Here is a 26,086-nt window from a genome sequence, read left to right on the forward strand (position 1 = left end):
AAATAGCGGTATTTTTTAAAAAAGATGCCTCACAAATCGGTTACAAAAGCCATGTGGCTACCATCATTCAAATAAATTCATAAATTTAGCATGTGCAAGATTACCTTTTATTCATAGATACCGAAACCTCTGGTCTTCCCAAAAAGTGGGACCTGCCCTACTGCGATAATGACAACTGGCCTTATGCGCTGCAGGTGTCATGGATAGTTTACACCAAAGACATGCAGGAGATGAAGCGCGAAGATCATTATATTAAGGATAACGACTTTATCATAAGCCCCAAAGCGCACGCAGTTCACGGTTTAACACAGGAATATTTGGCTGAGCACGGCGAGTGGCGCAAGGATGTTATGACCCTGCTGGCCAATGATTTGCTCCAATATGAGCCACTGGTGATAGGTCATTTCATTGAGCTTGACCTAAATGTTGCCGGTGTAGAGTTTTATCGTACAGGTATCATCAATCCGCTTCAAAACTTAAAAACCTTTTGCACCATGCTGGCAACCACCAAATGGGTGCAAAATCCGCAGGTCAAGTATTTAAGGTTAAACCAGTTGTACGAAGTGCTGTTTAACAAAACCTTAGACAGGCAGCACAACGCCCTTGAAGATGCTGAAGCCACCGCCGAATGTTTTTTTGAGATGCTGAAACGCAGTGACATTACCGACGACAGCGTACAGCACCAGGAAGTTTACCTGCAAAAAATCCGTTCCGAAAAAAAATACCTTTTACCCGCAGCCATCGTTTTAATATTGATCATCATCATAGCTTTTTGGTTATATGGTTCAACGTCTTGATTTTTTAAGCAAAGTATCCCCTTTTAACCTGCTACCAGCCGAGGTGCTGGAAGAAATTGCCGACCAGTTGCAGGAGATCCGTTACAGTAAAGACACGGTTATTTACCAGCAGGAAGTAACCAAAATGCGCGGCGTAGATATTATTGCCGAAGGCGAATACGAGTCGTTTTTTTACGACACTCAACAAAACAAGCGCCTGTTGGAGCATCATCATCCGGGCTATTGTTATGGCGGCATTTCAGTGTTGCTTAACCGTAAGCAGTCCATCCGCACGGTGATCGCCAAGAAAGGAACTACTGTTTTCTTCTTGCACCGTAAAGATTTCCGGTCGCTATGCAAAGCCTATGAAGACTTTGTACAATACTTTACCGCCGATTTTGGCAAGCGCATGCTTAATGATGAGTTTGCCCATTTTTACAAGCGCCCGGCAACTTTTGAGGAAAGCTATATAGCTTCCGAACAAATGTACTCGCGTAAAATAGAAAGCATTGAATACCGCGAGATAGTTTCCTGCCCGCAAAGCACCCCTGTTTTTGAAACCGCCCGGTTAATGGCTAAACACAAGGTGAGCTGCATTTTTATCCGTAATGAACAAAACAAAATTGTAGGTTATGTAACCGATATCACCCTGCGTGATAATGTAGTTTCCAAACAGGCGGATACTGCCCAGCCCGTTGGCAATATCATGGATAACCCTATCGTTTGCATCAGTACCAGTGCCTATGTGTATGAGGCTATCTTGATGATGTTCCGTACCAAAACAAGGTATTTACTCATTAAAAACGGCGATGAATTTGTGGGCAGCATCAGCAGGAACAAACTACTTGCTGAGCAGGCCCAATCGCCGCTGGTATTTATACAATCTGTTAAGCAGGCGATATCTGTACAGGAACTTAAACGTAAATGGGAATCGGTACCACAAATGGTTACGCAGCTGCTTGGTCGAGGTGTAAATGCCGAAATAGTGAACCAGGTAATTACCACCATTGCTGATACCATTGCGATAAAAGTAATAGAAAGCGTTATCGAGGTCATGGGCCCACCGCCTGCTAAATTTGTTTTTATGGTACTTGGCAGCGAAGGTCGTAAAGAACAAACCTTTAAAACCGACCAGGACAACGCCATTATTTACGAAGATAAAGCCAACGAGCACCGCGAAGAAGTGCGTGAATATTTCCTGAGCTTTGCACAGCAAGTATCCGAAAAGCTTGATCATATAGGATTTAGTTTTTGTACCGGTGGCTACATGGCCCAAAATCCTAAATGGACACATTCGCTTTCGCACTGGAAACGTAATTACGAAAGTTGGATGACCGAGGCTGTACCCGAAACGGTGATCCAGTTCTCTACCTTTTTTGACTGCCGGTACCTGTATGGTGAAGCCAGCATTATGGACGAGCTAAAAGAGTTTTTGGATGAAGAACTGCAAAAACCCCTCGGGAAGATCTTTTTCCATATGGCTAAGAACGCGCTGCAATATGAACCGCCGCTTACCTTTTTCAAGAATATAAAAACATTCACCAAAGGCAGCCAAGAGGTTTTCGACATTAAAAAGTCGATGACTCCTATTGTCGACCTGGTACGGATGTATGCCCTGCGTCACCGCGTTTTTGAAGTTAATACCGGTGAGCGATTGAAAGCCCTAAAGGAAAAAGAAGTATTTACCGAGAAAGAAGTTCAGGAACTTATGCAGTCGTACTACTTTTTAATGAGCCTGCGCCTCCGCAACCAGGCCTCCCAAATTATCCAGGACCGCACCGAGCCCGACAACTACATCGATCCCGATAAGCTCACCAAAATTGAAAAAGTAGCGCTAAAGGAGATCTTTAAAACGATTGATAATTTTCAAACAAGAATAAAGCTGGAGTTTACCAATAATTTGTTTGGGTAAGGATTTAAAAATATGTCATTGCGAGCGCAGCGCGGCAATCTCGTAGCCAATGCATGTCCGATCTGCATAGCTACGAGATTGCTTCGTCGTTCCTCCTCGCAATGACATATAAATTTAGGCCCTGTTATAACTTCCCTGCCGCTTTTAAAGTTGCGGCGGCTTCAACCATCATTACGCCGCTTAGTTGGGTAGTAAGATCTGTTGTACCTGATGGTTTCTTTTTCCAATCGGGACTGATCATAAGCGATGGGCGGTCGATGCCCTGGGTGTACAGGGTTTCGGCGTTGAACTTCAGGAAGCTGATAAACTTGGTTTTATCGGCGTCTGAAACATCTGCGTCGAGGGCCAGCAAGGTAAGATACCTTATCAGGATGCCTTTAAACAAACCACCATCACCCTGACCTTCTGATTTCAGAATGCCACCCGGCGAAATATCAGTATCGTTAATTGTGGCGTTAGCGGTGTTTACAGCATCGGTAAGATAGGTGGCATCTTTGGTAACATGGTAAAGTTCAAGCGCCGCGCCTATGAAAACGCCCTGGTTATAGGTAAACTTCCATTTGCTGATCTGGCCGTCGCCATTGGCATTGATACCATCCCATATAATACCTGACGGATCAAGCAGCGTTTTCTTTAACCAGGTATACAGTCTTTTTGCTGTCGCGAGGTCGGCCTCATTTTTTTCCAACGCATATAAGCGGGCGGCGAAGATGATAGCAGGGGCATTTGCAGGCGTATTTTTATAATCTAACTGATTTTTACGCCAGGCAATACCTCCACCCTGGTTGTTGTTTTCACCGGTTTTGATATCTGTCCATAAGGTATGTGCCGCTGTTAAATAAGCGGCATCATTGGTTGCACTGTAAGCCCTCAGAGTAGCCAGCGACAACCACTCCATATCATCATAAAAATTGTTTGATAAACCACCGTTGGTTGTTTTGATACCTGCCAAAAGCGAACTCATCCTTTGCTTGTAGATATCATTTTTGCCGCGGAGATAGGCATCGGTAAAAATATCAAGTGTATGGGCATTGGGCCAGTAATTAAATGTGATGCTGCCTGCGTTATCAGCTACAAAATAATTGCCGTTTGCCGATATAAAGGTGGTATACGTTTTTTCCTGTAAGGAATCGGCTGTTTCAGCATACTTATATTCCACCTTTGCCGATGCCTTGTTGCCGTACAAAGGAAAAGGTTTATCTTTTAAGCATGATGAAAAGCTTGTGATCAAGCCTCCTGCCAAAGCCATGACAGCTAAATTTCTGAATACTTTATTTTTCATAAAATATGATTTATGGTAAACCTGCCGCCATGGTAAGGCGACAGGCGCTGATCGTTAATTATTTAACAGTAACAATATGGGTATACGCAGCGGCATCGGCGCTAAAATCAACTACGATATCGGCGTTGTGGTTATCCGCGGCTCCGGTAAACTTGAAGCAGAAATCATACTGCGCATCGTTAACCGGTACCATGTACCAGAATGATTTGGCGGTATTGGCATCCGGGCGACTGTTATCTGAGTTTTTGCTACCGTAAAATTGGGTAGAGCTGTTACCCGCCGCATCCTTAAACGTAAAGCGGAATTTATAACGCTCATCGCGCCCCCATGACTCCTGGTGGAACACGATTGAAGCGTTGTCAATTTCCCATTTACCACCTGCTTTATACGGCAGCGGGAACCAAACTTTGTTATCGGCAGCAAACCATAAACCAACCTCGGTTACTTCGCTTATAGCAGCTGATGCCGAAGTAAAATCTACAACAATACGCTCAACCTTGGTAGCGCCGGTAACTGTAGTGCTGCCATCTTTTAACAGCTTAGTACCATCGATAGAATAAGTGGCAGGCGCACCTGTGTTACGCTCGGCAAAATGATATGTACCGGCTTTTAACGATGTCCAGGCTTCAAATACACCGGCAGCGGTTTGTTTAAAGTGTACTGCTTTACTCAAATCGTCACCGCCTTCGGTTGCAGAACCGGTTAGGTATAAATCGGCTGGGATATCGGTAAAGCCCGCTGCACGCTGAACTTCAATAATACTTGACGCGCTTGACTTAACCACGTTAATGCCTTTTGACGACATTACTGTCCATTTCAGTTTACCGGTAGCTTGCGGCTGAATGCCTGCAAGATCAGCAACCTTATTCAGGTCTTTGTAGGAGATGGTAAGTTTGTTGTAAAGTCCGTTAGCATCTGAAGGGATGGTGTAGATAGGTTTTGAGAAATCACCCCCTTCTTTATCAAAAGCAACTTCATATAATACCAGCCCGTTATCTTCGGCATGAGCTTCGGCCCATTCAAAAGTGGCAGAACCAGTTACCGGCTCCAGCTGAATGAATTTATTGTTTGCAGGAGTGTACAGATCAGTTACAGCCGAAACTTTGGTATGCTCAAGGGTTTTATCTTTTTTACAGCCTGTAATTATTAAAATGGCTATGATGCCTGCCATAAGGCAGTATGTAATATTTTTCATGATCGTAATTGATTATAATGTCTTTTTTATAAATAATTAATGATTTACCAACCGGGGTTTTGAGTTAGGTTAGGATCAACAGAGCGTTCATCACGCGGGATAGGCCACAGGTATCCCCTGCTTTTATCAAACGAGCGCAAATTTGCCCTGATATAACCATTATCAACAGAAGCCGGGCCGTATTTGGCGCCATGAGCCCAACCGTTCAACACAGTTTCGGCAGTGCGCCAGCGGCGGATATCAAAAACGCGTAAGCCTTCCATAGCCAGTTCTACACGGCGCTCATTACGTACAATATCGCGTAAGCCTGCCTGTCCTACGGCATTAAAGTTTAATGCAGGCGCATCGGTAAAGCCCGCACGTGTACGGAGGGCTTTAATCGTTTTATCCCATACCCCACCATCCAGCTGGTTAAGCTCATTTTTTGCCTCGGCATACATCAGCAGTACATCAGCATAACGGATTAGGATGAGATTTAAAGCCGATTGAAAGTTAACCGCCGAAGCCGGATCATAATATTTACGGGTATAGTAGGCAGTTGGTGAACTCACCTTGCCAGGCGCATATTCGTCTGGTTTGGTAGCTCCCGGATCATCGCCCGGTTTAGTATAAATTACCTGAACGCTATTGTCGGGCTTTTTCCACTTATAACCATTGTAAACAACGGTATTGGTAAGCCTTGGGTCACGGTTTACATAAGGATTGTTTTCGTCGTAACCCGAACCGGAATCGCTGATCTTTTTACCATTTGCCATCAGATAACTGTCAACCAGTTCCTGGGTTGGGGCCAACGCATTAAGACGGGCGCCAACAGCAAGCGGGGCCATATCAAAAAAGTTGCTGTAAGTACGTACATCCGGAACAAACTCCAGATCGAGGATCACCTCGCTGTTATATTCATTCTGAGGCAAAAACAAACCCTCGTACGATGAGAACAGGCTGTAGGTACCGTTACTGTTGTCATTGATCAGCCTTTCGCAGGTGGTAGCCACATCCTGCCAGCGGCCTTCGTAAAGCAACACTCTCGCTTTAAGCGCTATGGCGGCACCTTTTGTAATCCGGCCCCTATCGGCATCTTTATAAGCGGTGTTAACAGGCAGATCATTGGCAACGGCGTCAAGCTCCTTTAAAACAAAATCAACTACCTGAGCTTTAGGTGTACGGGCAATTGTTTTTGATTCGTCAATGCTGATGTCATGATCAAACAGAGGCACATCGCCCCACCATGTTTCCAGCATGAAATAGTGAAACGCGCGCAAAAAGCGGGCTTCAGCTTTCATGCGTGTTTTTAGGGCTGCATCCATATCGGTTACCCTGTCAATATTTTCGAGGAAGATGTTGCTGGTTTTTATGCCGCTATAGTGGTATCCCCACTCCTGCTTAATACGCCCAAGCGAAGGGTCATAAGTACCTGCAGCCAGAGAAGCTACACCCTGATTATCACCACGACCATTATAGGCATTGTCAGACATGCCCTCGTTATAAAAGAAGTAATCGTTGGTGAACATCTGGTTATATGCCGTATTAAGTACAGCATTGGCTTTATCGGCAGTGGTCCAGAAATTACTGTCGGTAAATTTATTGGTTGGCGCCAGGTCGAGCTTTTTACAGGCTGTTACACTTGCTACCAACACTAAAAAAGCGGTTTTATATGTTGAGTATTTTTTCATGATGGATAGTATTAAAGGGTTACATCTAAACCAAAACCGTAATAAATTGGCGTTGGATAGGCGCGCGCACTGTTTGCACCTCCAGCATTCAGGTTACCATTAAACTCGGTAGACTCCGGATCGATGAACTTCATGCCCGAGAAAGTCAATATATTTTGGGCAGACAAGTAAGCCCTAAGCTTTTGCATACCTAACTTTTTGGCCCATGTAGCCGGTAATGAATAACCCAGCTGCACATTTTTTACGCGCAGATAAGAGCCATCAAAAAGATACATATCTGACCCTCGCCTGAAATTATTTTCGTTTGACTGGCTGCCGCTGGCTGCAAGACGCGGGAAACGGGCATCGGGGTTTTGCGGGGTCCAGAAATCAAGCTCATGCTGGTAAATAACCTGAGAGTAGTTTACGTGAAATGGTTCAACCTGCTCGCCGCGTACAAACATGCTGCGTTTACCTACGCCTTGTAAAAACAGGTTAAAATCAAACCCTTTAAATGTAACGTTGTAGGTAAAACCAAAAGTCAGGCGCGGGAAAGGATTACCTAAAACAAACTTGTCATTGTCGTCTATCACGCCATCCCCATTTACGTCGACATAGCGGTTATCGCCGGGTGACACTGTCAAACCGGTAGGTTTTGGGCCGTTTTTAATATCATCCAGGTTTTGGAAATAGCCATTGCGTTTTAGGCCAACGTATGAGCCGATAGGTAAACCAACCCGGTTAATCACCTGCATCTCATCGTAGCTCTTTAGCTGATCGCCGCCCTCCAGGTATTCTACTTTATTTTTACTGTCGGCTACGTTGAAGCTGAAACTATGCTTAAAGTTGCGGGTGATAAGGTTATAATTAACGGTAACCTCCCAGCCCCTGTTACCCACTTTACCGGCATTATAACTTGGCAAGCCGGCACCAAACGTTCCCGGCACTATTGGTGGCAGGAGTATGTCGCGGGTGGTTTTGCTAAAGTAATCAAGTGCAAGCGTTAATGTATTGTTGAAGAAACCAGCATCGGCACCAATGTTAAGTGTTGCCGCACGCTCCCAGCGTAGATCTGGATTAGCGAAATTGATCGACGTACCCCCTACACCCACATTATTAAAACCGTAGGCATTTTGGAACGGACCATAAGTACGCAGATATTGGTAATCGCTCACGCTTTGGTTACCCAAAATACCGTAAGAAGCCCTCAATTTCAAATCGCCTACCTTGGTACGGTAATTTTCCATAAACTTCTCGTCGGTAAGCCTATAGCCGGCAGATACCGAAGGGAAAAATGCACCACGATTATTAGGCGCAAACTTTGAAGAAGCATCTACACGAAAGTCAAACTCGGCATAGTATTTATTTTGGTACGAATAGTTTGCCCTGCCGAATAATGAGTTAAGGCTTGTTTCGGTAGTACCGTTGTTAGATGCTGACGAAGTAGCCGGATCAATAATGGTACCGGTAGTTGGTGTTCCTAATTCCGGATCGGTGTATTTAAGGTGAATACTATTCAATTTGGCTGTAGTCGACTCATTGGCCACACCTACCAATACATCAACATTATGGGATTTATTGAAGGTTTTGGCAAACTCGGCCAGTAACTGTGTATTGGTGAATAAGGTTTTGTTGTTATCATCATTGGTGTTACGATCGGCACCATAAGTTCCTGAAGGATAAAAATTAACCTGCTTAACACGAGTAAACTGATGATCGGACAATAACCGGCCACCGAAAACCGCCTTCAGTTTAAAATCTTTAGTAACAGAAAGTTCGGCGTTTAAATTACCTAACAGGTTATCATCGTCATGGGTACGATAGCCGCCTTGTTCCAAAATGCCTAAAGGATTAAACTCGGTAAGCACGTCGTTAGTAAGGTAGCGGCCCTGATCATCCTTAATTTTATAATAAGTAGGCGTACGACCGGCATCAACTATAAGTGTGCCTGTATTGTATGAGTGCTCACGAATTTCGGAACGGGAATAAGCCAAAATGCTGGTCAATTTCAACTTACCATAGTTACTGGTAAGGTTCATACGGTAGTTATATCGCCTTAAGCCATAATCGGGACCAACAAGGTTACTGCGTTGATCTGTAACACCTGCCGATACCAGGAACGAGGTTGTAGCTGTACCGCCGGTAAGGCTCAAGTTATGACTTTGCAGCCAGGCATCTTTTAAAATGGCATCCAAAAACCACTGCTGATCGCCCTGCTGCTGAAAGTTACGGATATCCTGCGGACTGTAAATAGGCTGCAAACCAGCGTTTACCATGGCTTCGTTACGCAATATGGCATTTTCGTAACTGTGCACCGGTTTGTAACCCACATGCGGACTTTGAATCCCAGCCTGGCCGTTATAACTCACCGTTGTGCGCGAATTATTTTTACCTTTTTTAGTGGTAACCAAAATAACCCCGTTAGCCGAACGTGAACCATAAATAGCAGCCGAACCAGCGTCTTTCAGCACCGAAACGCTTTCGATATCCTGAGGGTTCAATAAATTGATATCGCCGCCTGTAATACCGTCAATAACCACCAATGGCGAGTTATCATTCAGCGTGCTTACTCCACGTATGTTAACGGTGGCATAAGCGCCCGGTTCCGAACTGGTTTGTTGTATGATAAGATTAGGCGATGTTCCCTGTAAAGCCTGTGTAAGATTAACCGATGGCTTTGATTCGATAGCTTTAGCGCTTACCTGGTCAACCGCGCCTATTAAATTTGCGCGGCGTTGTGTACCGTAACCCACTACCACCACTTCGTTAAGTGAAGTACGCTCGGGCACCATCTGCACATTCAGCGTAGTTTCATTGCTGATGGTAACTTCCTTTGGTGTATAGCCAATGAAGTTGAAAACCAATGTACCATCCGCATCGGGTGCATCAATGGTGTAATTACCGTTAAGATCGGTCACCGTGCCTACCGTTGTGCCTTTAATGCGGACGCTGGCCCCCGGGATGGGAAGGTTATTTTCGTCGGTAACCTTGCCTTTGATTTTGATAGGTTGCCTGGGGCCTTGCTGTATGCCTCCGGTGCTGCTTTCAATCTCAGGCTTTTCATCAATAACAATAACGTCGTCAATGATTTTGTAGCTGAGGTTAAAGGGAGTTAAAACCTGGTCAAGTACTTCTTTTATACTTTTGTCTTTAACCTTAAGGCTTACAACATAAGTAGGTTTAAGTACGTTATCGGCATAGGCAAATTTGATATGCTTTTGGTTCGAGATCTTTTCCAGCGCATCGGTTAGTTTGGTGTTTTTTAGTTTGAGCGTAACCGATACCTCCAGAAATTTTTGGCCGAACGAGTTGTTTGCCACAGCCGTAAAGCACATCAGGCAAACCACAAAGCAGGCAAGCGAGGTAATTTTCATTAATATTAATACATGACGAATTACTCCATTTGAAAATAGAGATATATTCATAGATTTGAGAAAATTAAAGTGTTTGAAATTCAAGTGCTTCGTTCTGAATTGGACCTCTAAACGCTGCACTAATTAATAACCCGGCATTTTAGTTTAACCCTGTCAAAAGCCTTTTTTGAGCAGGGTTTTTTATTGTAATTATGTTATCATAGTTTGTTATTTAGGTTAACTAATAATTGGTATATCTCTTTGTATTAATTGGTTTTTACGTTAACAACCACGGCCTTTCAGCTGGTAAACAGTGCCCTTTTGTATAGCCTTCCCTTTTACCAGCTTCGACACGATCTTCATAATATTCTCCAGCGATACATTGGTAAAGTTGGCCGTGATTGAGCACCTTGCCAGGTTAACATCGGCTTTAACCGTTACATTGAAGTGCCGGTTGATGGTATTCAGCACTTCGGGCAGTGCCATGTTTTTAAACACCAGTTCACCATCTTTCCAGCGGCTTAATACGTTTACGTCAACCTGTTTATTCTTAACTACCGATAGCATATTTTTGTCAAAAACAATTTCCTCTGCAGGCGTTAAAAATGTGGTTGTGCTTTTCGCTTTCCCCGCAGGTGTAACCACCCCTACCTTTCCGCTTAAAACATCAACCTTAATAAAGCTTTCGTTAGCGTAAGCTTTAATGTTGAAACTGGTGCCCAATACCTGGGTGCACACCTTACCGGTATGTATAATGAAAGCTTTGGCCGGGTCATGGGCAACATCCAGAAAGGCCTCCCCCTCCAGCCTGATCTCGCGCTTTTCGCCACGAAAAGTTTCCGGATAGGTAAGCTTGCTGCCTGCATTCAGCCATATTTTGGTACCATCGGCAAGGGTAAAGTTTACGGTTTGCCCGTTTGCAGCAACCAATTGTTTACTGGTTATAGGATCAAAGCGATCAAGCAGAGCATAACGGTAATAATAGGCGGCAGTTACAGAAATACACAAGCCAGCAATGATTGAGGCAGCAACCATCCATTTTTTTGACCTGCCTGCAGTTTTCTTCTCTGCATGATCTAATGCGGCATTGATCCTGCTGTACACACCATCGGCGTTAAATTCCACATCGTCGCCGGTTTCGTTTTGTACGCCACGGAGATCGAGCTCGTCAAAATATTTATTTACAAGCTCTTCCTGCAATTGCCTGTCATTTGCAGCCGATTGTTTTTTTCTGAAAGGGAATTTTGCCATTGGTTTATAACTGTAGGATGTAATAAACCGGAGTAGCCCCCAAAGCAATTGAAAATATTTTTAAGATTTTTATTTACCGAATGTATACAGCAATAACAAAGCCACTACCGATGGTAAGTAGTCGGTTAAACCGGTACGCAAGTATCTCAAAGCGATGGTAATCTGATTTTCGACGGTTTTGATAGAAATGTTTAGCCGGGTGGCTATTTCTTTATTGCTGAGATACTCTTTACGGCTCAGGGTAAAGATCTGCCTGCACTTTTCAGGCAGTTGCGCTACGCCGTCTTCCAATAAATGAGCAATATCTGCCTGGAACAACTTACTATCGGCAGAATATTTTTCGACCAGTGTTTCGATTACCGTGATATCTACACATGCCTTTTTAGTACGCAGATAAAATAGCACGCGGTGCCTTATGGCTACTTTAAGATAAGCTTCGAGCGAGGTGATATTTAGCTGATTGCGTTTTGTCCACAAATCGATAAAGAGCTCCTGCACCAGGTCTTCACAAACGTCCTTATCTCTGAAAATATTATAAGCCGCGTAAAACAACTTCGACGAATATTTGCGGTACAGAATTTCAAACGCCTTACGGTCATCAAGCCTTAATTGCTCCAATAACCGGGCATCAGGCCATATTTGAAATTCCTTATCGTGGAGCATAAGCAGGCGGTAAATCGGTTTACTGATTGGAAAGGCATATTTACAAGAAAATTTTTAAATAAAAAAACTTTTAAATACCCCTCCTGCAAACAATACTAACCTACCATATCGGGCACAATAAAACGATTACGGTTAAGACCGTTCCTATTAATGATCATTGTGAGATCATGTACCGCCTGACGTTTAAAAAAAGGATACTTATCAAGCACTCCATTATGCTTTAGCAGCATCATTAGTACACTCATTTTCAAAATCTTGTTACCCGAGTCTTCGGCAATAGAATTGACACACTTCAGTTCATCAATTATCAGGTCTTCCCTGGAGGTGTTCATCAGCAGTTTTATTTTCAGGCTGTAAAACCGGGCCTTAATAATGGGGCTCAACTGCTCACCGTCCTCGCCAAAGGTACCTGCTATTAAATTATATATATCGAGTGCTTTATCGGTTTCACCAAGCCCATGCCAGGCTTCGCCGAATAACAGGTTTATGAAAAAGGCAAAAGGTGTTTCCGCCTGCTCTATTTCATCGGTTTTGTAAATATTTTTAACCGTATTTACATACCTCACCACTTTATATAAGTCGCCGCAAATGAGCATGGTATAAGCACCCTGTATAAAAAGCATATCGTTTGCTACGCAGGGCTTTAACTGATCAGGCCTTAGAACAGGAGAAAATGACAATCGGTCCAACTTGTTAAAAGCCTCATCCTGTATAGCCCCATCATGTAAAAATGAATAAAAGGCAGTCAGGCAATTTAAGGGGTTGATAGCGAACCTTTCAATATCTACCTGATCAAACTTTCTCAACTCTTCAATTCTGATATTAACTTCCTTCAGGTTTAACTGTATTACTGCGATTATGCCTAAGGCAGTCTGAATAAGTATTTTTTGGTCTGAAGAAAGCTCAAACCTCAGCATTGTTAAAAGTGTTTTCTTATAAGCGGGATTGATCAGATCAAGGTTAAAAAAGTAGTCGAACATTTTTTCGCTGAATACCTGCTTAAAATATTGAAGCAGAAGTTCGTTCTCTTTCATCGACGAACACTCCCTTTCCAACAAATCACCTATAAACATCATGAGCTCCGCCTTCTCCGCCGAATTTAGATTTATGGCAGAGAGGTATTCAAGGCTCTTTTGCTGCCCGGTTTTAATGGCGATCATCAAACACCATTTCAAAACCGTAAGTTTCTTCCCGGTTTGCGCAAACGTGTTATTAAAGTGTTGAGCAAAACTATCATCAAACTTGTTACCGGTATATAACAGTAATGTTTTAGCAATGCTGTGCTCTAAAAAATTATTATTAAAAGTTATACAGGCGTGGATGCTATGCCCATTGTTATGGCTAAGTTCCTTTAAAAAGCCAATGCCCAGCAATTCCTGGTAAGCCGGATTATATTGCTTAAGCAGGTTTAACACCTTGATTTTTTCAACATCAAAATGACCGCCCCTGATATCCATATTTTCAACCAGGCATTTTATAATAAATACCTTTTCGGCTGCATTTTTCCCCAGGTAAATATTATTCAATATAAAACAGGCTGATAACTCATAAAGGCAAACATTATTAAGGCTGCTCAACGAAAAATTGCCTCTGTGATGCTTATAATAATATTGAAAAAAAAGCGGATGGCTCAAAGTCTCGGCAGCTTCAAAACTGATAGTATTAGTTAGCGAGGGATTAATTTTGAGGCAAAGCTCATTTACCTCTTTATGACTCAGCAATGGTACATTATTATGCTTGCTGCTATCTGGATGAAAGCCGGTAAACCAGGTGTTATCGCCGGCCTGTAATTCGTGCCTGTAATTTATCCAGGTTGACGAGCGCAGGGACAATACAAGTTTTAACCACTCATAATTTTGGCATATACCAATGCCATTTAAAAGGTAATTCAAAATAGACTGAAACTGATCGATACCCGCCACATGCTCATCAAAACCGTCAATCACCAGGTAAAACTTTCCTCCGTTGCTTTGCCTTTTATTAACCAGCGCTATTAATTGTTGGTTGGTGTTGCAACCCAAAATCGCTAAAACCCATTCAAACAAATTGCGCCCGCTTTGTAAGGCGTTTACAAGCGCGTTACTGTTAATAAACAAAATAACGTCATTGCGTAAATTTGCGGCGTTCAACTCCAATCTCTCTTCAACCCAATGGCACAATGCCATTGTTTTTCCATAACCGGCCGGTGCGCACAAAATTGCATTTGTAAAGGCCGAATGTATAAACTCGCTCAGGTGCGCGTTTACAAGTTCTCTTTTAATGATATAATGATAAGGGATTCCGGCTCGGTTTCTGGCGGCCTGCAGGGTTAAGTTGCTTATGCCTGCCGCTTTTTTCCGGATCTGGTTCCAGTCAAAATCATTATTTAATGGCTCATTATCATGCTGGATCTGAATTTCACAAAACTCTTTCCAGCTATCATAATTACAGTATTTACAAAGTACATCAAGTGTAAACGACGATGGATTAAACCTGCTTAGCGCGAAACCATAAATCCGCTTAAGCGTGGTTTCACTTATGCAATGTTTAGTTTTACTGGTTACCAACGCTGATATTACACGGCAATCTGCCGGGCTGATGCCTGTAAATCCAGCAGCCGTGAGTATCTCCCTTTTTAACAAATCATAATGAGCATGGGAAATAACTGTCATATACACTTTACTTTTTAAAACAAAAACAAACGGAAATTATTAATTGATATCCGGAGATAAATAGTGGAAAACACAGCCCAACTATTAACTAATAATTTAGTAAATTATTTAATAATCTCATGATAGTAATAATAATATCAATGAAATTTTATACAATATTACGTAAATGCTGTTATTAAGTTCACTTAAAACAGCTTATAATATTCCCGTTAGTTTTAAAACAAAAAAATGAACAGAAATGAACAATATTGCATAAAATGAACATCCTGACCAAAAGATATAACTATTGGTTAAGCAAACGTTCATTATCTTACCTAAATCAAGAACGGCAAATTTAGTAGTGCGCAGTTTCGGTATACATATTAGTCAGTTGAGAGGCCAGCGTACCATCAACCTTAACAAAATCTTCCCTTAATAAAAATGAAAGCTTTTCGTTTTGTAATTTAATGGCAAGCATTTTTAGTATCTGCACAGATGACGCTTCAAGACATTCAATAAAGCTCAGATATGAGAGGATCATGATAAGTCCAAGATCAGGATCGGTCATGTTCCACTGAAAATTAGTAAACGATTTTTCTAAAAAATTAACCAAGCTACTAACGGTATCAAATGAATATTGGGTTTTAAATAAACAATAGATCTGGTCCATCTTGTACACCTGCAGCTCGGCCCTCTCGATGGTTTCATTTATGGTGCCTCTTATGCTCCTAAAACAGCCGGCATCTACTATATCCGGCAAACGTTCAATAATATGCGCTTTAGCACAATAAAGCCGGTTAAGATGCTCCATAAAAAATGGTTGCAGTTTTTCGGCACCGGAGTTTAAGGGGGCAAATACTTTACCTGATTCGTTTTCCATTAAAAGGGGTATTGATTAACTAACATATACCATTACTAAAATCCATTACTAAGGAAGCTATGTATTGTATGCCAGGCAGGTTTTGTTCATTTTGCATCAACTTATAACATAGCGGGTCCTTAAGGCCAGTAGTACTACAGCAGTACCATTAATATCTATTAATTCGTATTCAAATAAACCGATGCTCCAATTGTAAATTAATTTTCCGGATTACCGTATCGAGTTCATTTGCACTTAATTTTAACATGTTTATTGATTCTTCAAATTCACATTTATCTGGCCCGCAGGCTTCAAGCGCATAAATAATTCCTAATATATTTGCCAGTGGCTTCCTGATCATGTGCGAATTAATAAACGCCAGGTTTTCGACCTCAGTAAAATGTCCGTTGAATATATCGCTCCCCCGGCATTTTTCAGCAATACCGTTTACCATGATCATGCCGCAACAGCAATTACAAAATCTCACACTATATGAGGTTACATTAACATATACAGGCGTGCCATCTTTTTTAAGATGGGTAAGTTGTTTTTTTACTGCTTGATTATGTTCTAATTTTTTTAAAAGAGCATTAAAACTTTCGTCTTCTTCGGGCAGATTAAGCAGAGAGATGGTGTTTTTTAAAAACTCCTCCCGCTCATAACCGTACTGCCTTACCGCGGCGTCGTTAACAGCAATAACCCTTAACGTATTAGTTTCAACTATCCATGCAGGGAGCGGATTGTGGTAAAACAACACATTAAACGCGCTATCTTTTTCACTTATGGTAACAGAAGCTTCCATTATAAATTGGTCAGCAAACCGCTAAAAGCGCTGCTTTTTTTTTTTAAAATTCAATATTTAGGTTTCACTATTGTAAGATATACAATAACCCTGTGTTTTTTAGCAGTTCATTTTATTCAATTACCATGTACAAAAAACGCCCCGGCTTTTGTGCCGGGGCGTTAACTTTTTAAGAAGAGTGATACGATTTTACTTTATTGTTGTTATGATAAGCGCCGAGTTAAGCAGAAGCAATATAGGCTGTATTAAGGTTGAAAAATTTTGCAGTTTTTCGTTACGTAAGGATTTCTTGTTTTGTTCGATGTAAACAACATCATTGTTTTGCATAATCATAGCCGGACTGGACAATGAAGACACATCGCTTAAGTCAAGCTCTATGATTTGTGGGTTTACAATGCCACCACGAACAACTTTAACATGTTTTTCATTTCCTTTATCAGTGATGCCGCCAGCCTCACCGAGCATATCTATTAAACTGGCATTATCCTTTATTAATTGGTAATTACCGGGGCGCCTTACCTCGCCGAGTACTGTTACCTTAAGATTAATGATCTTTACATCAATGATGGGATTTTTGATGAGGTCTTTGCTGTAGAGGTCCTGTATTTTATTAGCAGCTTCCAGCCTTGATAAGCCATCGACCTTTACCCGGCCAATTACAGGTAACGCAACGGTTCCGTCTTCGGCTACTTCATAGCTTTGGCCGGCCGCTGCCGCTCCTCCTCCCGGAGATGAAGCCCCGGTGCCCGCACCGGCACCCGCGGGGACGTCATCAACTATGTATTTAATACTCTGAAGGTTACGCACCTGCAAAATATCCTGTGGCTTTATTTTATAAACCTGAACATTCCCTGTGAAGCCCGTAATGGGAGCGTTTACATCTTTTCGTTCAAGGAAAGCCTGATTCTGCTTATAAGAACAGGAGCTGCAAAAACTTAGCAGCAAAAGTGCCATTAAAACCAATTTTAATGGCAGGGGGAAATTACATTTGATCATCTTAGTGGGGGAAAAAATTAGTTTGTTGTTTAAGCGTTTTCGAGATATAGTGCTACTTCTACATTTCCTGGTAGTACAGGCTGAGTTTTAACAGCACGTGGTTTAATGCTTTCAAAATGACTGGCATACTGGTTCACGATATTTTCGCAGGTATAAACCGTTTTGATTTTATCCGTGTTATTTGCCAAAAAATGCGCGTAAGCATCGTCACTCTTGTTTGCAGCCCGCAAATGTTCGGCTACATCCATAGCTGTGCTAAAGTAAAAGGCATCGTCACCTAATACCGCCCGGTTAAATTTATTATCATGCGAGCATATCAGGCTGTTTGAACCCATGGCCTCAAGCAAAGAAGGATTTGTACCGCCAACCGTATGCCCATGGAAGTACAGATTTGAATAGTAGCGGAGATTATTCAGTTTCGCCATATCATAAATCCCGCCTACAAATTTTATTTTATGATAAGGCGCGAATTTCAGCTTCAGGTATTCGCCAAAATCATTGGTAGTATTGCCTACTACCAGGAAAGGCCGCTCCTTATTGGCCCTTACAACACCATCCAGTATCGTTTCTATGCTATTTTCGGGTTCCATCCTTGCAATCAGCATATCGTAATCATGAACTTTAACGCCATAATCATCCAAAACTGCCGGATCAGGTTTTTCGAACAGTTCAGCTCCATAAGGGATAAAAGTGGCTTCCTTCTTGTATTTGTTTCCTAAGTAGCGTTGTATCTCGGTTGAGTCGGCAATAAGGTGATCACTGTATTTTACAGCTAATTTTTCTGCAAACTGCAAAAAGCGCTGTACCGGTTTTGAATATTTGGCGCGCTTCCATTCAAGGCCGTCCATGTTGGTAGTAACAACCGTATTACGCGGAAAAAACCATGACCAAACCGAACTGCTGGTATATCCTAACTGTAGTATAATATCAAAATTGCCACGGCGCAGATCCCTGATACAATTAAGATCATAAAAAAACTGGCCAATGGTACCCAATTTACATTCGGGATCATAACAATGCCTTATTTCAACACCATTCCACTGTTTTTGCTGATATGGATGATTATGCGAGTTATAAACCACAACTTCATACCCTTTTTTTACTAAGCCAACCGATAAATATTCGGCACATTGTTCAAAACCACCGTAGTGATTGGGAATACCTCTGGTTCCGATGATAGCAATACGCATAAGCCAAAATTTTGATATTATATTAATATTAATTAAAAAATACATTAGCTTTAATAACCACTCAGGGGTTAGCCTTACAAACTAACGAATGACTAATATTACGCACAAAAACGCAATTTTGACGCTTTTTAAGGGGATATGAATGGAATGAACAGAGCGAACAGACATGAACAAAAGAAACAAAAACAAAATAATAATTTCGTAATAATAATATTATAAAACTATTATTTATCAGACATTTTATTTATCTTTAGTCCGCTCCAAAGCTGAAACGTAAACGAAATTTTTTAACGGGATGGGGGTAACGACTTGCAGTTAGGGAACATTAATAGATTATTTATATTTAAACATATTTACAGCCATTTAACATTTATAATAAATGAGCAAAACACTAAAACTGCTTTCGCGCATCAACCTGAAAACCATCGTTTTTAATTTCAAATACTTCCCGTTTAAAACAGCTATAAAACTGCCTGTTTTAATTTCAAACAACATTTACCTTCACGAAACCAAAGGCAAGATCACCATAAACGGTCCCATCAAAACCGCGCTGATACAAATTGGATATGGCAAAGTTGGCATCTCTGATTTTAAAAGGGCACGAGGGGTTTGGCAGGTGTTTGGCGAAGTGGTTTTTAACGGCCGCGCCTTTATTATGCATGGCTGCAAAATAAACGTTGGCGAAAATGGGCAGCTCATTTTTGGCGAAAACTTTAACATGAGTACCGAATGCGCCCTGGTTGCCGAAAAGAAAATCACTATTGGCAACAACAGCGGCATAAGCTGGGAAAGCCTGGTAATGGATACAGATTTTCATCATATTTTTGATGAAAATGGCCAGGTTTTTAATCATCCCAAAGAGGTTGTTATTGGCGACAATGTTTGGGTAGGCTGCCGTTGTACTATTTTAAAGGGGGCCAACCTGCCTAATGGAAGTATTATAGCGGCAGGATCATTAGTAACTAAAAAGCTGGTTGGCGAGAAAAGTATTTTTGGAGGTAACCCGATGCGTGTGCTTAAAGAAAATATAACCTGGAAATATTAAACCTCAGATAATTGGCAAAATGGCATCGCCCAAGTCGTAATTAAGATTCCTGTTCCGGTTAGCTATAGCTTTGGCCGGTACCCCGCCAACTACGGTATAGGGTGCAACATCACGGGTAACAACCGCGCCAGCGGCAACTACCGCTCCTTCGCCAATGGTAACGCCGGGTAAAATAATTGCCCGTGAACAGATCCAGGCATAATTACCAATGGAAACCGGCGCACCGGTCTGGCCAAAACCACTATCATTATAGTCGTGATGCAAAGTCCAGATCATCACTTCATTACTTAAGTTAACATTATCGCCTATGGTTAATCCGCAACGGGCATCAAGCAATGCGCCATGACCAATAACAGAACTATTTCCTATAGTTAAAAAGCGCGGCCGCCTTACTTCAAATCCCCTATAAATGCCTGTACGTTTACCAATTTTTGCATTCAATAAACGTAAACAGCCAATCCGCAGGGTGTGAAAAGGCAAATAACCAATAAAGCCGCAAATGATATAAATAAGCGAACCTACTAATTTTTGAACAGGTGTTGCCACAGCCACAGAAGCTTCCTCCGTTGGCGTATTCATTATATTTTGTTCGGCTATATTCATGGTTAATTGAAATTGTTGTTTAAAATATTACGCTACTTTCCCTACGCTAATCACTTTACGGTTTTTCAAAACTTTACCGGGCACACCCGCTACTACCGAATCATTATCAACCGAACGCGTTACTACGCTGCCCGCGGCAATTACACAACCGTTGCCTATAGTAACACCGGCCAAAATAATGGCTCCGGCCCCTATCCAACAATCGTTTTTGATAACCACGCCATTACGGGATACGCCCTGATCTTTAATGTTAACATTGATATCTGAAAAATTATGATTTTCAGAAAACACCTGTACCCCCGGACCAATAATCACGTTATCTCCTATTTCAATGCCCCCCTGGCCACCGAGATATGCACCTGCGTTTATGCCGGTGTTATTGCCAATACTGATGCCTTTACCTTTTTGCGATATAATACCGGTACCAACCAATGTACAATTGCGGGCAATGGAAACATTATCTTTTACCATTATCCCGTCATGCGATAAGGCGTTAATAAAAACATTGTCCTCTATGATTAGATTTTTACCCGCCGAAAAAAGATATGCATGCTTTATTTTAACGTTTCTTCCTATGAAAAGCAGGCCTTCAACACGCTTTAAAAACAGGCGTGCGTATCCGCCCCTCATTATTTGCCCAACCCTGCCCGATAGTATTACCCCCATATCCCTAAAGGTGTACTTGCTTTCCCACTTATAATCAGGGTTACGCTTGAGCTTCCGAATAATTTTCTCTACCAGCATAAGCTTCAGTAATTAAGGTTAATATTTCGTTTGCGGCTTTTGCCCATGAAAATTTGCTTGCTTGTTTTAAGCCATGGTTTACTTTTTCGTTATATAGATCCGGATTACTCAAAAGCAATTCAATTGCTCCCGCCATTGATTTTTCATCATCAGGATTAGCGTAACTTGCGGCATAGCCACAAACTTCGGGCATTGATGTGCGGTCGGCAACTACAACAGGCACGGCACATTGCATAGCCTCAAGTGGAGGCAGTCCGAAGCCCTCGGCGTACGAGGGGAAACAAAATACCTTTGCCCGGGCGTAAAGTAAACGCAAATCGGCCTCGGGTATATGTCCGGTGAAAATAATACGATCCTCAAGGTGCGTTGTGCTTATGTACTCGTCAAGTTCCGGATAAGTGCCCCTCTCGCCGGCTATAACCAGCTTATGATCAAAATCCCGTAACAGGTTCAGCGCTTTAACCAGGCCAATAATATTTTTACGAACGTTTACCCTGCCAACGTAAAGTAAATAGGCTTGAGGTAAATTGTATTTTTGCTCCAACGCAGCAATATCATCTTCGCTATAGGCATGTAGCGGCTTAAAAGCTGCGTTAATGCCATGATAAACAACATTGATACCCAGCGGTGCATCCAGGCCATGTTTATGCATGCGCTCTTTCTCGCAATTTGATATGGTGATGATCTGATCAACATTGGCAGCAAAACGGACCATCTGCTTAAAATAACCTACCTCGGCTTTGGTATAGTATTGCGGATAATCCAGGAACAACACATCGTGGATATAAACTATCTTTAACGCCCGTGCAGGCCATGCGCTGCCAAAATTCTGAAACAATACTACATCTATATCATACAACAACGTCATTAAAGGCAGCAGGAACAAGTTTGATAACAAGTTGGGGATACCAGGTAAAAAAATGAGCCTTACATGCTCCGGAAAATGCGCTTTGGCCTTTTTCTTGTTTTTACTTACCAGGAAAAGACATAATTCAACCCTGTCATCGCCTGCTTTAATAATCTCGTCTACCAGATTTTTAACCACCATGTGACCGCTCGGTGGCCCGTCAAAATACCACTTTGCGTCTATACCAACCCGTATCTTCAAATCCTGGTTACTCATATCACAAGGCAATTAAATTTTCGTTTTCAATTAAGTAACCGGCACTCTGCTCACGTAACCTGATTGCTTTTGAATAAGCCTCATCAAGTGTATCAAGCCTTTTATCCCATTTAAAAGCAACAGCATAAGCAATTGTAGTCAGGGCGAGTCCCCTTAGCAGTTCGGGCTTCACAAGTAATCCATCCAAACATTCCGCTATATTTTTAACCATTATAGGATATTCATCAACCGGCACTTTAATACCACATTTATTGCAGATTACATCGCCCATGCCATGGTGATCAATAGTAAGCGAAGGAACGCCACAGCTCATGGCTTCAAAAACCACGGCCGGGTTGTCCTCCGCTATGCTGGTAATAATATGCAGGTGCGAAGCTGCCATTATAGTCATGGCTTCGTTACGGCTCAAGTGGCCATGCCATGTAATTTTATCCTGTAAATTCAGCTTGGTTGCATACTGTTTTAGTTTGCCCGTGAGCGGCCCTGTGCCCAATACATGAAGCCGCCAGTTGTTGTTTTTTACAATCGCCAATGCATCAAGACATAGCTGCAGGTTTTTCCGTTCGATATGGGTACCGCTCCATACCAATTGCACAAAATCACCGGTAAATTTTGTTTCGTTCAATAATATACTGCCTATAATACCCTGTTCTGACAGGTAATAACTATCACGACCGAACCTGCTCATGATAGTTTGCTGTCCGGTTTTGGTGGCAGAGATCAGCACATCAGCTTGTTTAAATGCTTCCTTTATCCGTGCCGAATAGCCAAGCTGTACCCGGTTAATGATATTCTTAAGCGAGAACTTGACACGGGTAGTCAAGGGCTTATTACGCATTAACCGTTTATCAATAACCATCATCCCTCCTATTGGCCCCCATACCGTTGGCTTGCCCAGTTTATATAAAAGGCCGGGCTCGCGATACCCAATTGGGCCAAGCTGATGAACCACATCAATATCAACAGTTTCCAGCAATTTTTGCGCTGCTTTATATGCTTCCTTCTGCCACAGATAATAGGCGAAGTAAAAGAACCAGCCCAAGCCTGCTTTATTAAGCAGGTTTATAGTTTTGGCGAAAAAGCCTGGCTGCACCTCTATAAAATTCACGTTGGTAATTTTATTTTCAGACAGATACGCGCGCATGGTTTGGGTATCGCCCATATGATCGTCAGACATACCGTAGATCACCCAAAGTTTGTGCCTTGTGGAAAGGTTCATGACCGTATTCCAGGCGGCACCATATTCCGAACCCTTACTTGGCGATATAGCGTAGGCTGATATAAGTATCTTCTTATTCATATCCTTAAGCTTGTAATGTCATTTGTTTCCGGAATGGATCTTTGTAAAAAAAGCGCCAGCGTAACCGGTTCAGGTAATTAAACAGGTATGATAACAGGTAGTCGATGCCACGAAGATGCCTCTTCATTACCTTTAACTCTTCACGGTGCATTTTAACGGTATCGTTGCTAACACCATCGGTACGCATATAGGCTATTACCTTATCGATATATTTAATACTGTAACCCAATCTCTTGATCCGCAAAAACATATCAAAATCCATGGCTATGCGTAGGCCGATATCATAGTTCCCCACATGCCGGTACACGCTTCTGCGTACAAAACAGCTTGGATGCATAACGTACATACCGAAATTTAACCAGCCCACCTTACTCCTTTTATCACGCTCGGTACCGTTGTTCCCTATCAGCCTGATATTACCGCAGCAAACAAAATCACTCTTTGCTATATTGCTTATGATGTTCTCTACGGCATCTTCAGCATACCAGTCGTCGGCATTGATCATGCCTATCCACTCGCCCGAGGCCATGGAGATGCCTTTGTTAAAGCCATCTCCGATACCTTTATCGGGTTCGCTGATAAAGCGATCTATCCGGTTGCGATATTTTTCGATAATCTGTAATGTGCCATCGGTCGATCCACCGTCAACAATGATATATTCCAGGTTTTTATAGGTTTGATTAATAACGCTTTGTATAGTATCCTCAATGGTATTTACCGCGTTATATACAACCGTGATGATGGTTACTTTTTGTGGCTTGTAAATTTGCTCCATATCCTGTTCCTCATTAAATATTTAAACCCGCCAATTGAAATTCTATAGCTTGCTCCCTTATTTTCAATTTGTGCATCAATACGTGCACATTCATGTAGCTATAACCAAGCAATACCATAACCACGCTCATTTCCATGTTAAAAAAGGCTGTTACGATATAATTGGTGAGCAGTAAACTCAATACACAACCAATAATAAAGGCCGAAAAAATCCGGATAATCGGCTTACTCATCGCATCGGCATAGGTGCGCCATTTGGTTACGATAAGCCCGAAAAATATGCTCATGTAAACCAGTACACCTACAGCCCCGGTTTTAACCAGGATATAGAGCCATCCGTTATGCAAAACCGGGATATACTGCAGATCCGCATCTTCGCCAAGGTGTACAACTGTTTTTAAATCGATAAGCTTGCCAAGGCCACCAAATATCCAGTCGGGCAGCCCACCACTCAGGTAGCCCCTGAATGCCATAAATGACTCATAACCACGATAACGAAGATTAATGTCCTGCTCGGTATTGAAATTACCTACACTCACTTCATTAAATGAACCCATGATTTTGTTCAGGAAGGTACTATCAGAATTTAAGCTGATTGTAAAAAAGGGTACTACTATAACAAATACCCCCAGCAAAAATATAACAGGAAAAATCCATACCTTTTTTATCTTATCGGCAACAAGCAGCAGCACAAAACACAGGGTAATAATAAGATACGTACGTGAAGCAAACATATAAACACCAAAGGCATTAACACCTAAAAAGAGCCTGAACAAATTGCGCTGAAACAACTTGATATTAAACTTCCAGGTAAATAGCAAACAGGCCAATGCTATGGGAGGCGCAGGTGTGCCTACGATCCCAATAGCGTAATGCGCCGAATACGGATCCGTCAGCGCCCCGACGCCCATATATGATATTGATATGCCTGTTACAAGAAAAGAAACCAGCACGCCTGCTATAACCACCGTTTTCAGGAACAATTCAACCTCTATGCGCCTCGCCAGCATAATACCCGCAAGTGTAAATAATATGGGTATCGAGAAATAATAAAAATCCTTAAAGATGAGATAAGTGCTATTGCGATAACCTACAATTAACCCAAGCATGGCCGGAATAAGTAAAACAGCAAAAACCCTGGCCATTTTAATAGCCGCAAACTGATGCTTTACCGGTGGCAGGATAATAAGCACAGCCAAACCAAGTACAGGTGCCTGCATATGGAAAAACGATGCCAGTACCATCACCAAAAACAAAAGGGCATAAACTGCTTGATTTACCTGCTGCATACTTCCAACTCCATTTTATAAGTATCACGTATATAAACCGCCGGATTTCCGGCCCAGATCTGCTCATCAGGTATGCTTTGAAAAACCACCGAACCCGCTCCTACTATCGAATTTTTTCCGATGGTTACCCCTTTAAGAATTGTGGTATGACCGCCAATAAAAGCCCCATCTTTAATGATCACCGGCTTGGTGCGTAAACCGTCTAAACGCTCGGGGATATCATTACGGGCTTCGGCGTACAACGAGTGGAAATCGGTATCATAGATCACGGTATTGATACCAATTTTTACATGGTTGCCAATCTTGATCTTATCGTGGCAGATGAAGGCTACCGAGGTGCAGCCTACATAATCACCAATGCTTAGTTCGCCGCCGGCCGCTACCACAAAATAACATTGCTGCTGCCGCCCGCCCATGGCATGGTATTTACCGCTGTTAAACCAGAATTTTTTTCCTATAGAGAATTTTCCCTTCATGTTAATATCAAGAATAGGGATGCCGTACCCGGTAAAATCGCTGTTAAAACTTACGCCATTCAACCAGAATTTGAACGTGGTAACCACATGCGAATAATTTTTGGCCGATTTGAAGTAAACCACCCTTAAAGCCCTGTAAAATTTCCTGATGATATAGCCTGGTGTCATCTTACT

General features: G+C 42.1%; 21 protein-coding genes. 3 read left to right on the forward strand and 18 right to left on the reverse strand.

Annotation, left to right across the window (positions count from 1 at the left end; genetic code table 11):
- Window positions 1-92: 92 nt before the first annotated feature.
- Together DUL71_RS23830 and DUL71_RS23835 are read left to right on the forward strand one after the other, a co-directional pair.
- Entirely contained in the window at window positions 93-797 is a 705-nt protein-coding gene (locus DUL71_RS23830; protein WP_114940391.1) for a 3'-5' exonuclease, read from the forward strand.
- On the forward strand, window positions 781-2,688 hold the full coding sequence (locus DUL71_RS23835; protein WP_114940392.1) for a DUF294 nucleotidyltransferase-like domain-containing protein: 1,908 nt from the start codon (window positions 781-783) through the stop codon (window positions 2,686-2,688). The genes DUL71_RS23830 and DUL71_RS23835 overlap by 17 nt, the downstream gene beginning before the upstream one ends.
- 124 nt (window positions 2,689-2,812) lie before the next feature.
- Here DUL71_RS23835 and DUL71_RS23840 read toward each other — a convergent pair whose 3' ends face one another.
- The 11 genes from DUL71_RS23840 to DUL71_RS23890 form a co-directional block, all read right to left on the reverse strand.
- Window positions 2,813-3,970, reverse strand: coding sequence for a glycoside hydrolase family 76 protein (locus DUL71_RS23840; RefSeq protein ID WP_114940393.1), 1,158 nt, complete (start codon window positions 3,968-3,970; stop codon window positions 2,813-2,815).
- Window positions 3,971-4,028: 58 nt separating this feature from the next.
- Entirely contained in the window at window positions 4,029-5,165 is a 1,137-nt protein-coding gene (locus tag DUL71_RS23845) for a SusE domain-containing protein (protein ID WP_114940394.1), read from the reverse strand.
- 44 nt (window positions 5,166-5,209) lie between these two features.
- Complete coding sequence (locus DUL71_RS23850; RefSeq protein ID WP_114940395.1) at window positions 5,210-6,835, reverse strand: RagB/SusD family nutrient uptake outer membrane protein; 1,626 nt, start codon at window positions 6,833-6,835, stop codon at window positions 5,210-5,212.
- A gap of 11 nt (window positions 6,836-6,846) precedes the next feature.
- On the reverse strand, window positions 6,847-10,188 hold the full coding sequence (locus tag DUL71_RS23855) for a TonB-dependent receptor (RefSeq protein WP_161964492.1): 3,342 nt from the start codon (window positions 10,186-10,188) through the stop codon (window positions 6,847-6,849).
- Window positions 10,189-10,449: 261 nt separating this feature from the next.
- On the reverse strand, window positions 10,450-11,418 hold the full coding sequence (locus DUL71_RS23860) for a FecR family protein (RefSeq protein WP_114940397.1): 969 nt from the start codon (window positions 11,416-11,418) through the stop codon (window positions 10,450-10,452).
- Between the two features lie 69 nt (window positions 11,419-11,487).
- Window positions 11,488-12,081 (reverse strand): RNA polymerase sigma-70 factor, encoded by a 594-nt coding sequence (locus tag DUL71_RS23865; RefSeq protein WP_114940398.1) that lies wholly within the window; start codon window positions 12,079-12,081, stop codon window positions 11,488-11,490.
- A gap of 95 nt (window positions 12,082-12,176) precedes the next feature.
- A complete protein-coding gene (locus DUL71_RS23870; protein ID WP_114940399.1) occupies window positions 12,177-14,732 on the reverse strand; it encodes a hypothetical protein in 2,556 nt (851 codons plus the stop codon).
- A 334-nt stretch (window positions 14,733-15,066) separates the two neighbouring features.
- On the reverse strand, window positions 15,067-15,591 hold the full coding sequence (locus tag DUL71_RS23875; RefSeq protein WP_114940400.1) for a hypothetical protein: 525 nt from the start codon (window positions 15,589-15,591) through the stop codon (window positions 15,067-15,069).
- 169 nt (window positions 15,592-15,760) lie between these two features.
- Complete coding sequence (locus DUL71_RS23880; RefSeq protein ID WP_114940401.1) at window positions 15,761-16,372, reverse strand: PAS domain-containing protein; 612 nt, start codon at window positions 16,370-16,372, stop codon at window positions 15,761-15,763.
- A 189-nt stretch (window positions 16,373-16,561) separates the two neighbouring features.
- Window positions 16,562-17,326 (reverse strand): polysaccharide biosynthesis/export family protein, encoded by a 765-nt coding sequence (locus tag DUL71_RS23885; RefSeq protein WP_161964493.1) that lies wholly within the window; start codon window positions 17,324-17,326, stop codon window positions 16,562-16,564.
- A 71-nt stretch (window positions 17,327-17,397) separates the two neighbouring features.
- Entirely contained in the window at window positions 17,398-18,558 is a 1,161-nt protein-coding gene (locus DUL71_RS23890) for a DUF1972 domain-containing protein (RefSeq protein WP_114940552.1), read from the reverse strand.
- Between the two features lie 379 nt (window positions 18,559-18,937).
- Between DUL71_RS23890 and DUL71_RS23895 the strand changes: the two genes are divergently transcribed.
- Window positions 18,938-19,603 (forward strand): acyltransferase, encoded by a 666-nt coding sequence (locus DUL71_RS23895; RefSeq protein WP_114940403.1) that lies wholly within the window; start codon window positions 18,938-18,940, stop codon window positions 19,601-19,603.
- A 3-nt stretch (window positions 19,604-19,606) separates the two neighbouring features.
- On the opposite strand, the gene DUL71_RS32700 is transcribed toward DUL71_RS23895, so the two are convergent.
- Genes DUL71_RS32700 through DUL71_RS23930 form a run of 7 tightly spaced genes read right to left on the reverse strand, consistent with a single transcriptional unit; the run spans window position 19,607 to window position 26,080 of the window.
- The gene (locus DUL71_RS32700; protein ID WP_154402468.1) at window positions 19,607-20,206 is read right to left on the reverse strand and encodes an acyltransferase; all 600 of its coding nucleotides are present in this window, start codon (window positions 20,204-20,206) and stop codon (window positions 19,607-19,609) included.
- 27 nt (window positions 20,207-20,233) lie between these two features.
- Window positions 20,234-20,950, reverse strand: a complete 717-nt coding sequence (locus tag DUL71_RS32420; protein WP_208645640.1) for an acyltransferase — start codon at window positions 20,948-20,950, stop codon at window positions 20,234-20,236.
- Window positions 20,913-22,073 (reverse strand): glycosyltransferase family 4 protein, encoded by a 1,161-nt coding sequence (locus DUL71_RS23910; protein ID WP_114940404.1) that lies wholly within the window; start codon window positions 22,071-22,073, stop codon window positions 20,913-20,915. Before DUL71_RS23910 ends, DUL71_RS32420 begins: the two co-directional genes overlap by 38 nt.
- Before the next feature lies 1 nt (window position 22,074).
- Window positions 22,075-23,373, reverse strand: a complete 1,299-nt coding sequence (locus DUL71_RS23915) for a glycosyltransferase family 4 protein (protein ID WP_114940405.1) — start codon at window positions 23,371-23,373, stop codon at window positions 22,075-22,077.
- A 4-nt stretch (window positions 23,374-23,377) separates the two neighbouring features.
- Window positions 23,378-24,148: a glycosyltransferase family 2 protein gene (locus DUL71_RS23920; protein ID WP_114940406.1), complete on the reverse strand. Its 771-nt coding sequence runs from the start codon at window positions 24,146-24,148 to the stop codon at window positions 23,378-23,380.
- A 13-nt stretch (window positions 24,149-24,161) separates the two neighbouring features.
- Window positions 24,162-25,436, reverse strand: coding sequence for a hypothetical protein (locus tag DUL71_RS23925; RefSeq protein WP_114940407.1), 1,275 nt, complete (start codon window positions 25,434-25,436; stop codon window positions 24,162-24,164).
- Window positions 25,424-26,080, reverse strand: a complete 657-nt coding sequence (locus DUL71_RS23930) for an acyltransferase (protein ID WP_114940408.1) — start codon at window positions 26,078-26,080, stop codon at window positions 25,424-25,426. Before DUL71_RS23930 ends, DUL71_RS23925 begins: the two co-directional genes overlap by 13 nt.
- Between the last annotated feature and the right edge of the window lie 6 nt (window positions 26,081-26,086).

The sequence above is a fragment of the Mucilaginibacter endophyticus genome (genome assembly GCF_003351025.1).
Lineage (GTDB): Bacteria > Bacteroidota > Bacteroidia > Sphingobacteriales > Sphingobacteriaceae > Mucilaginibacter > Mucilaginibacter endophyticus.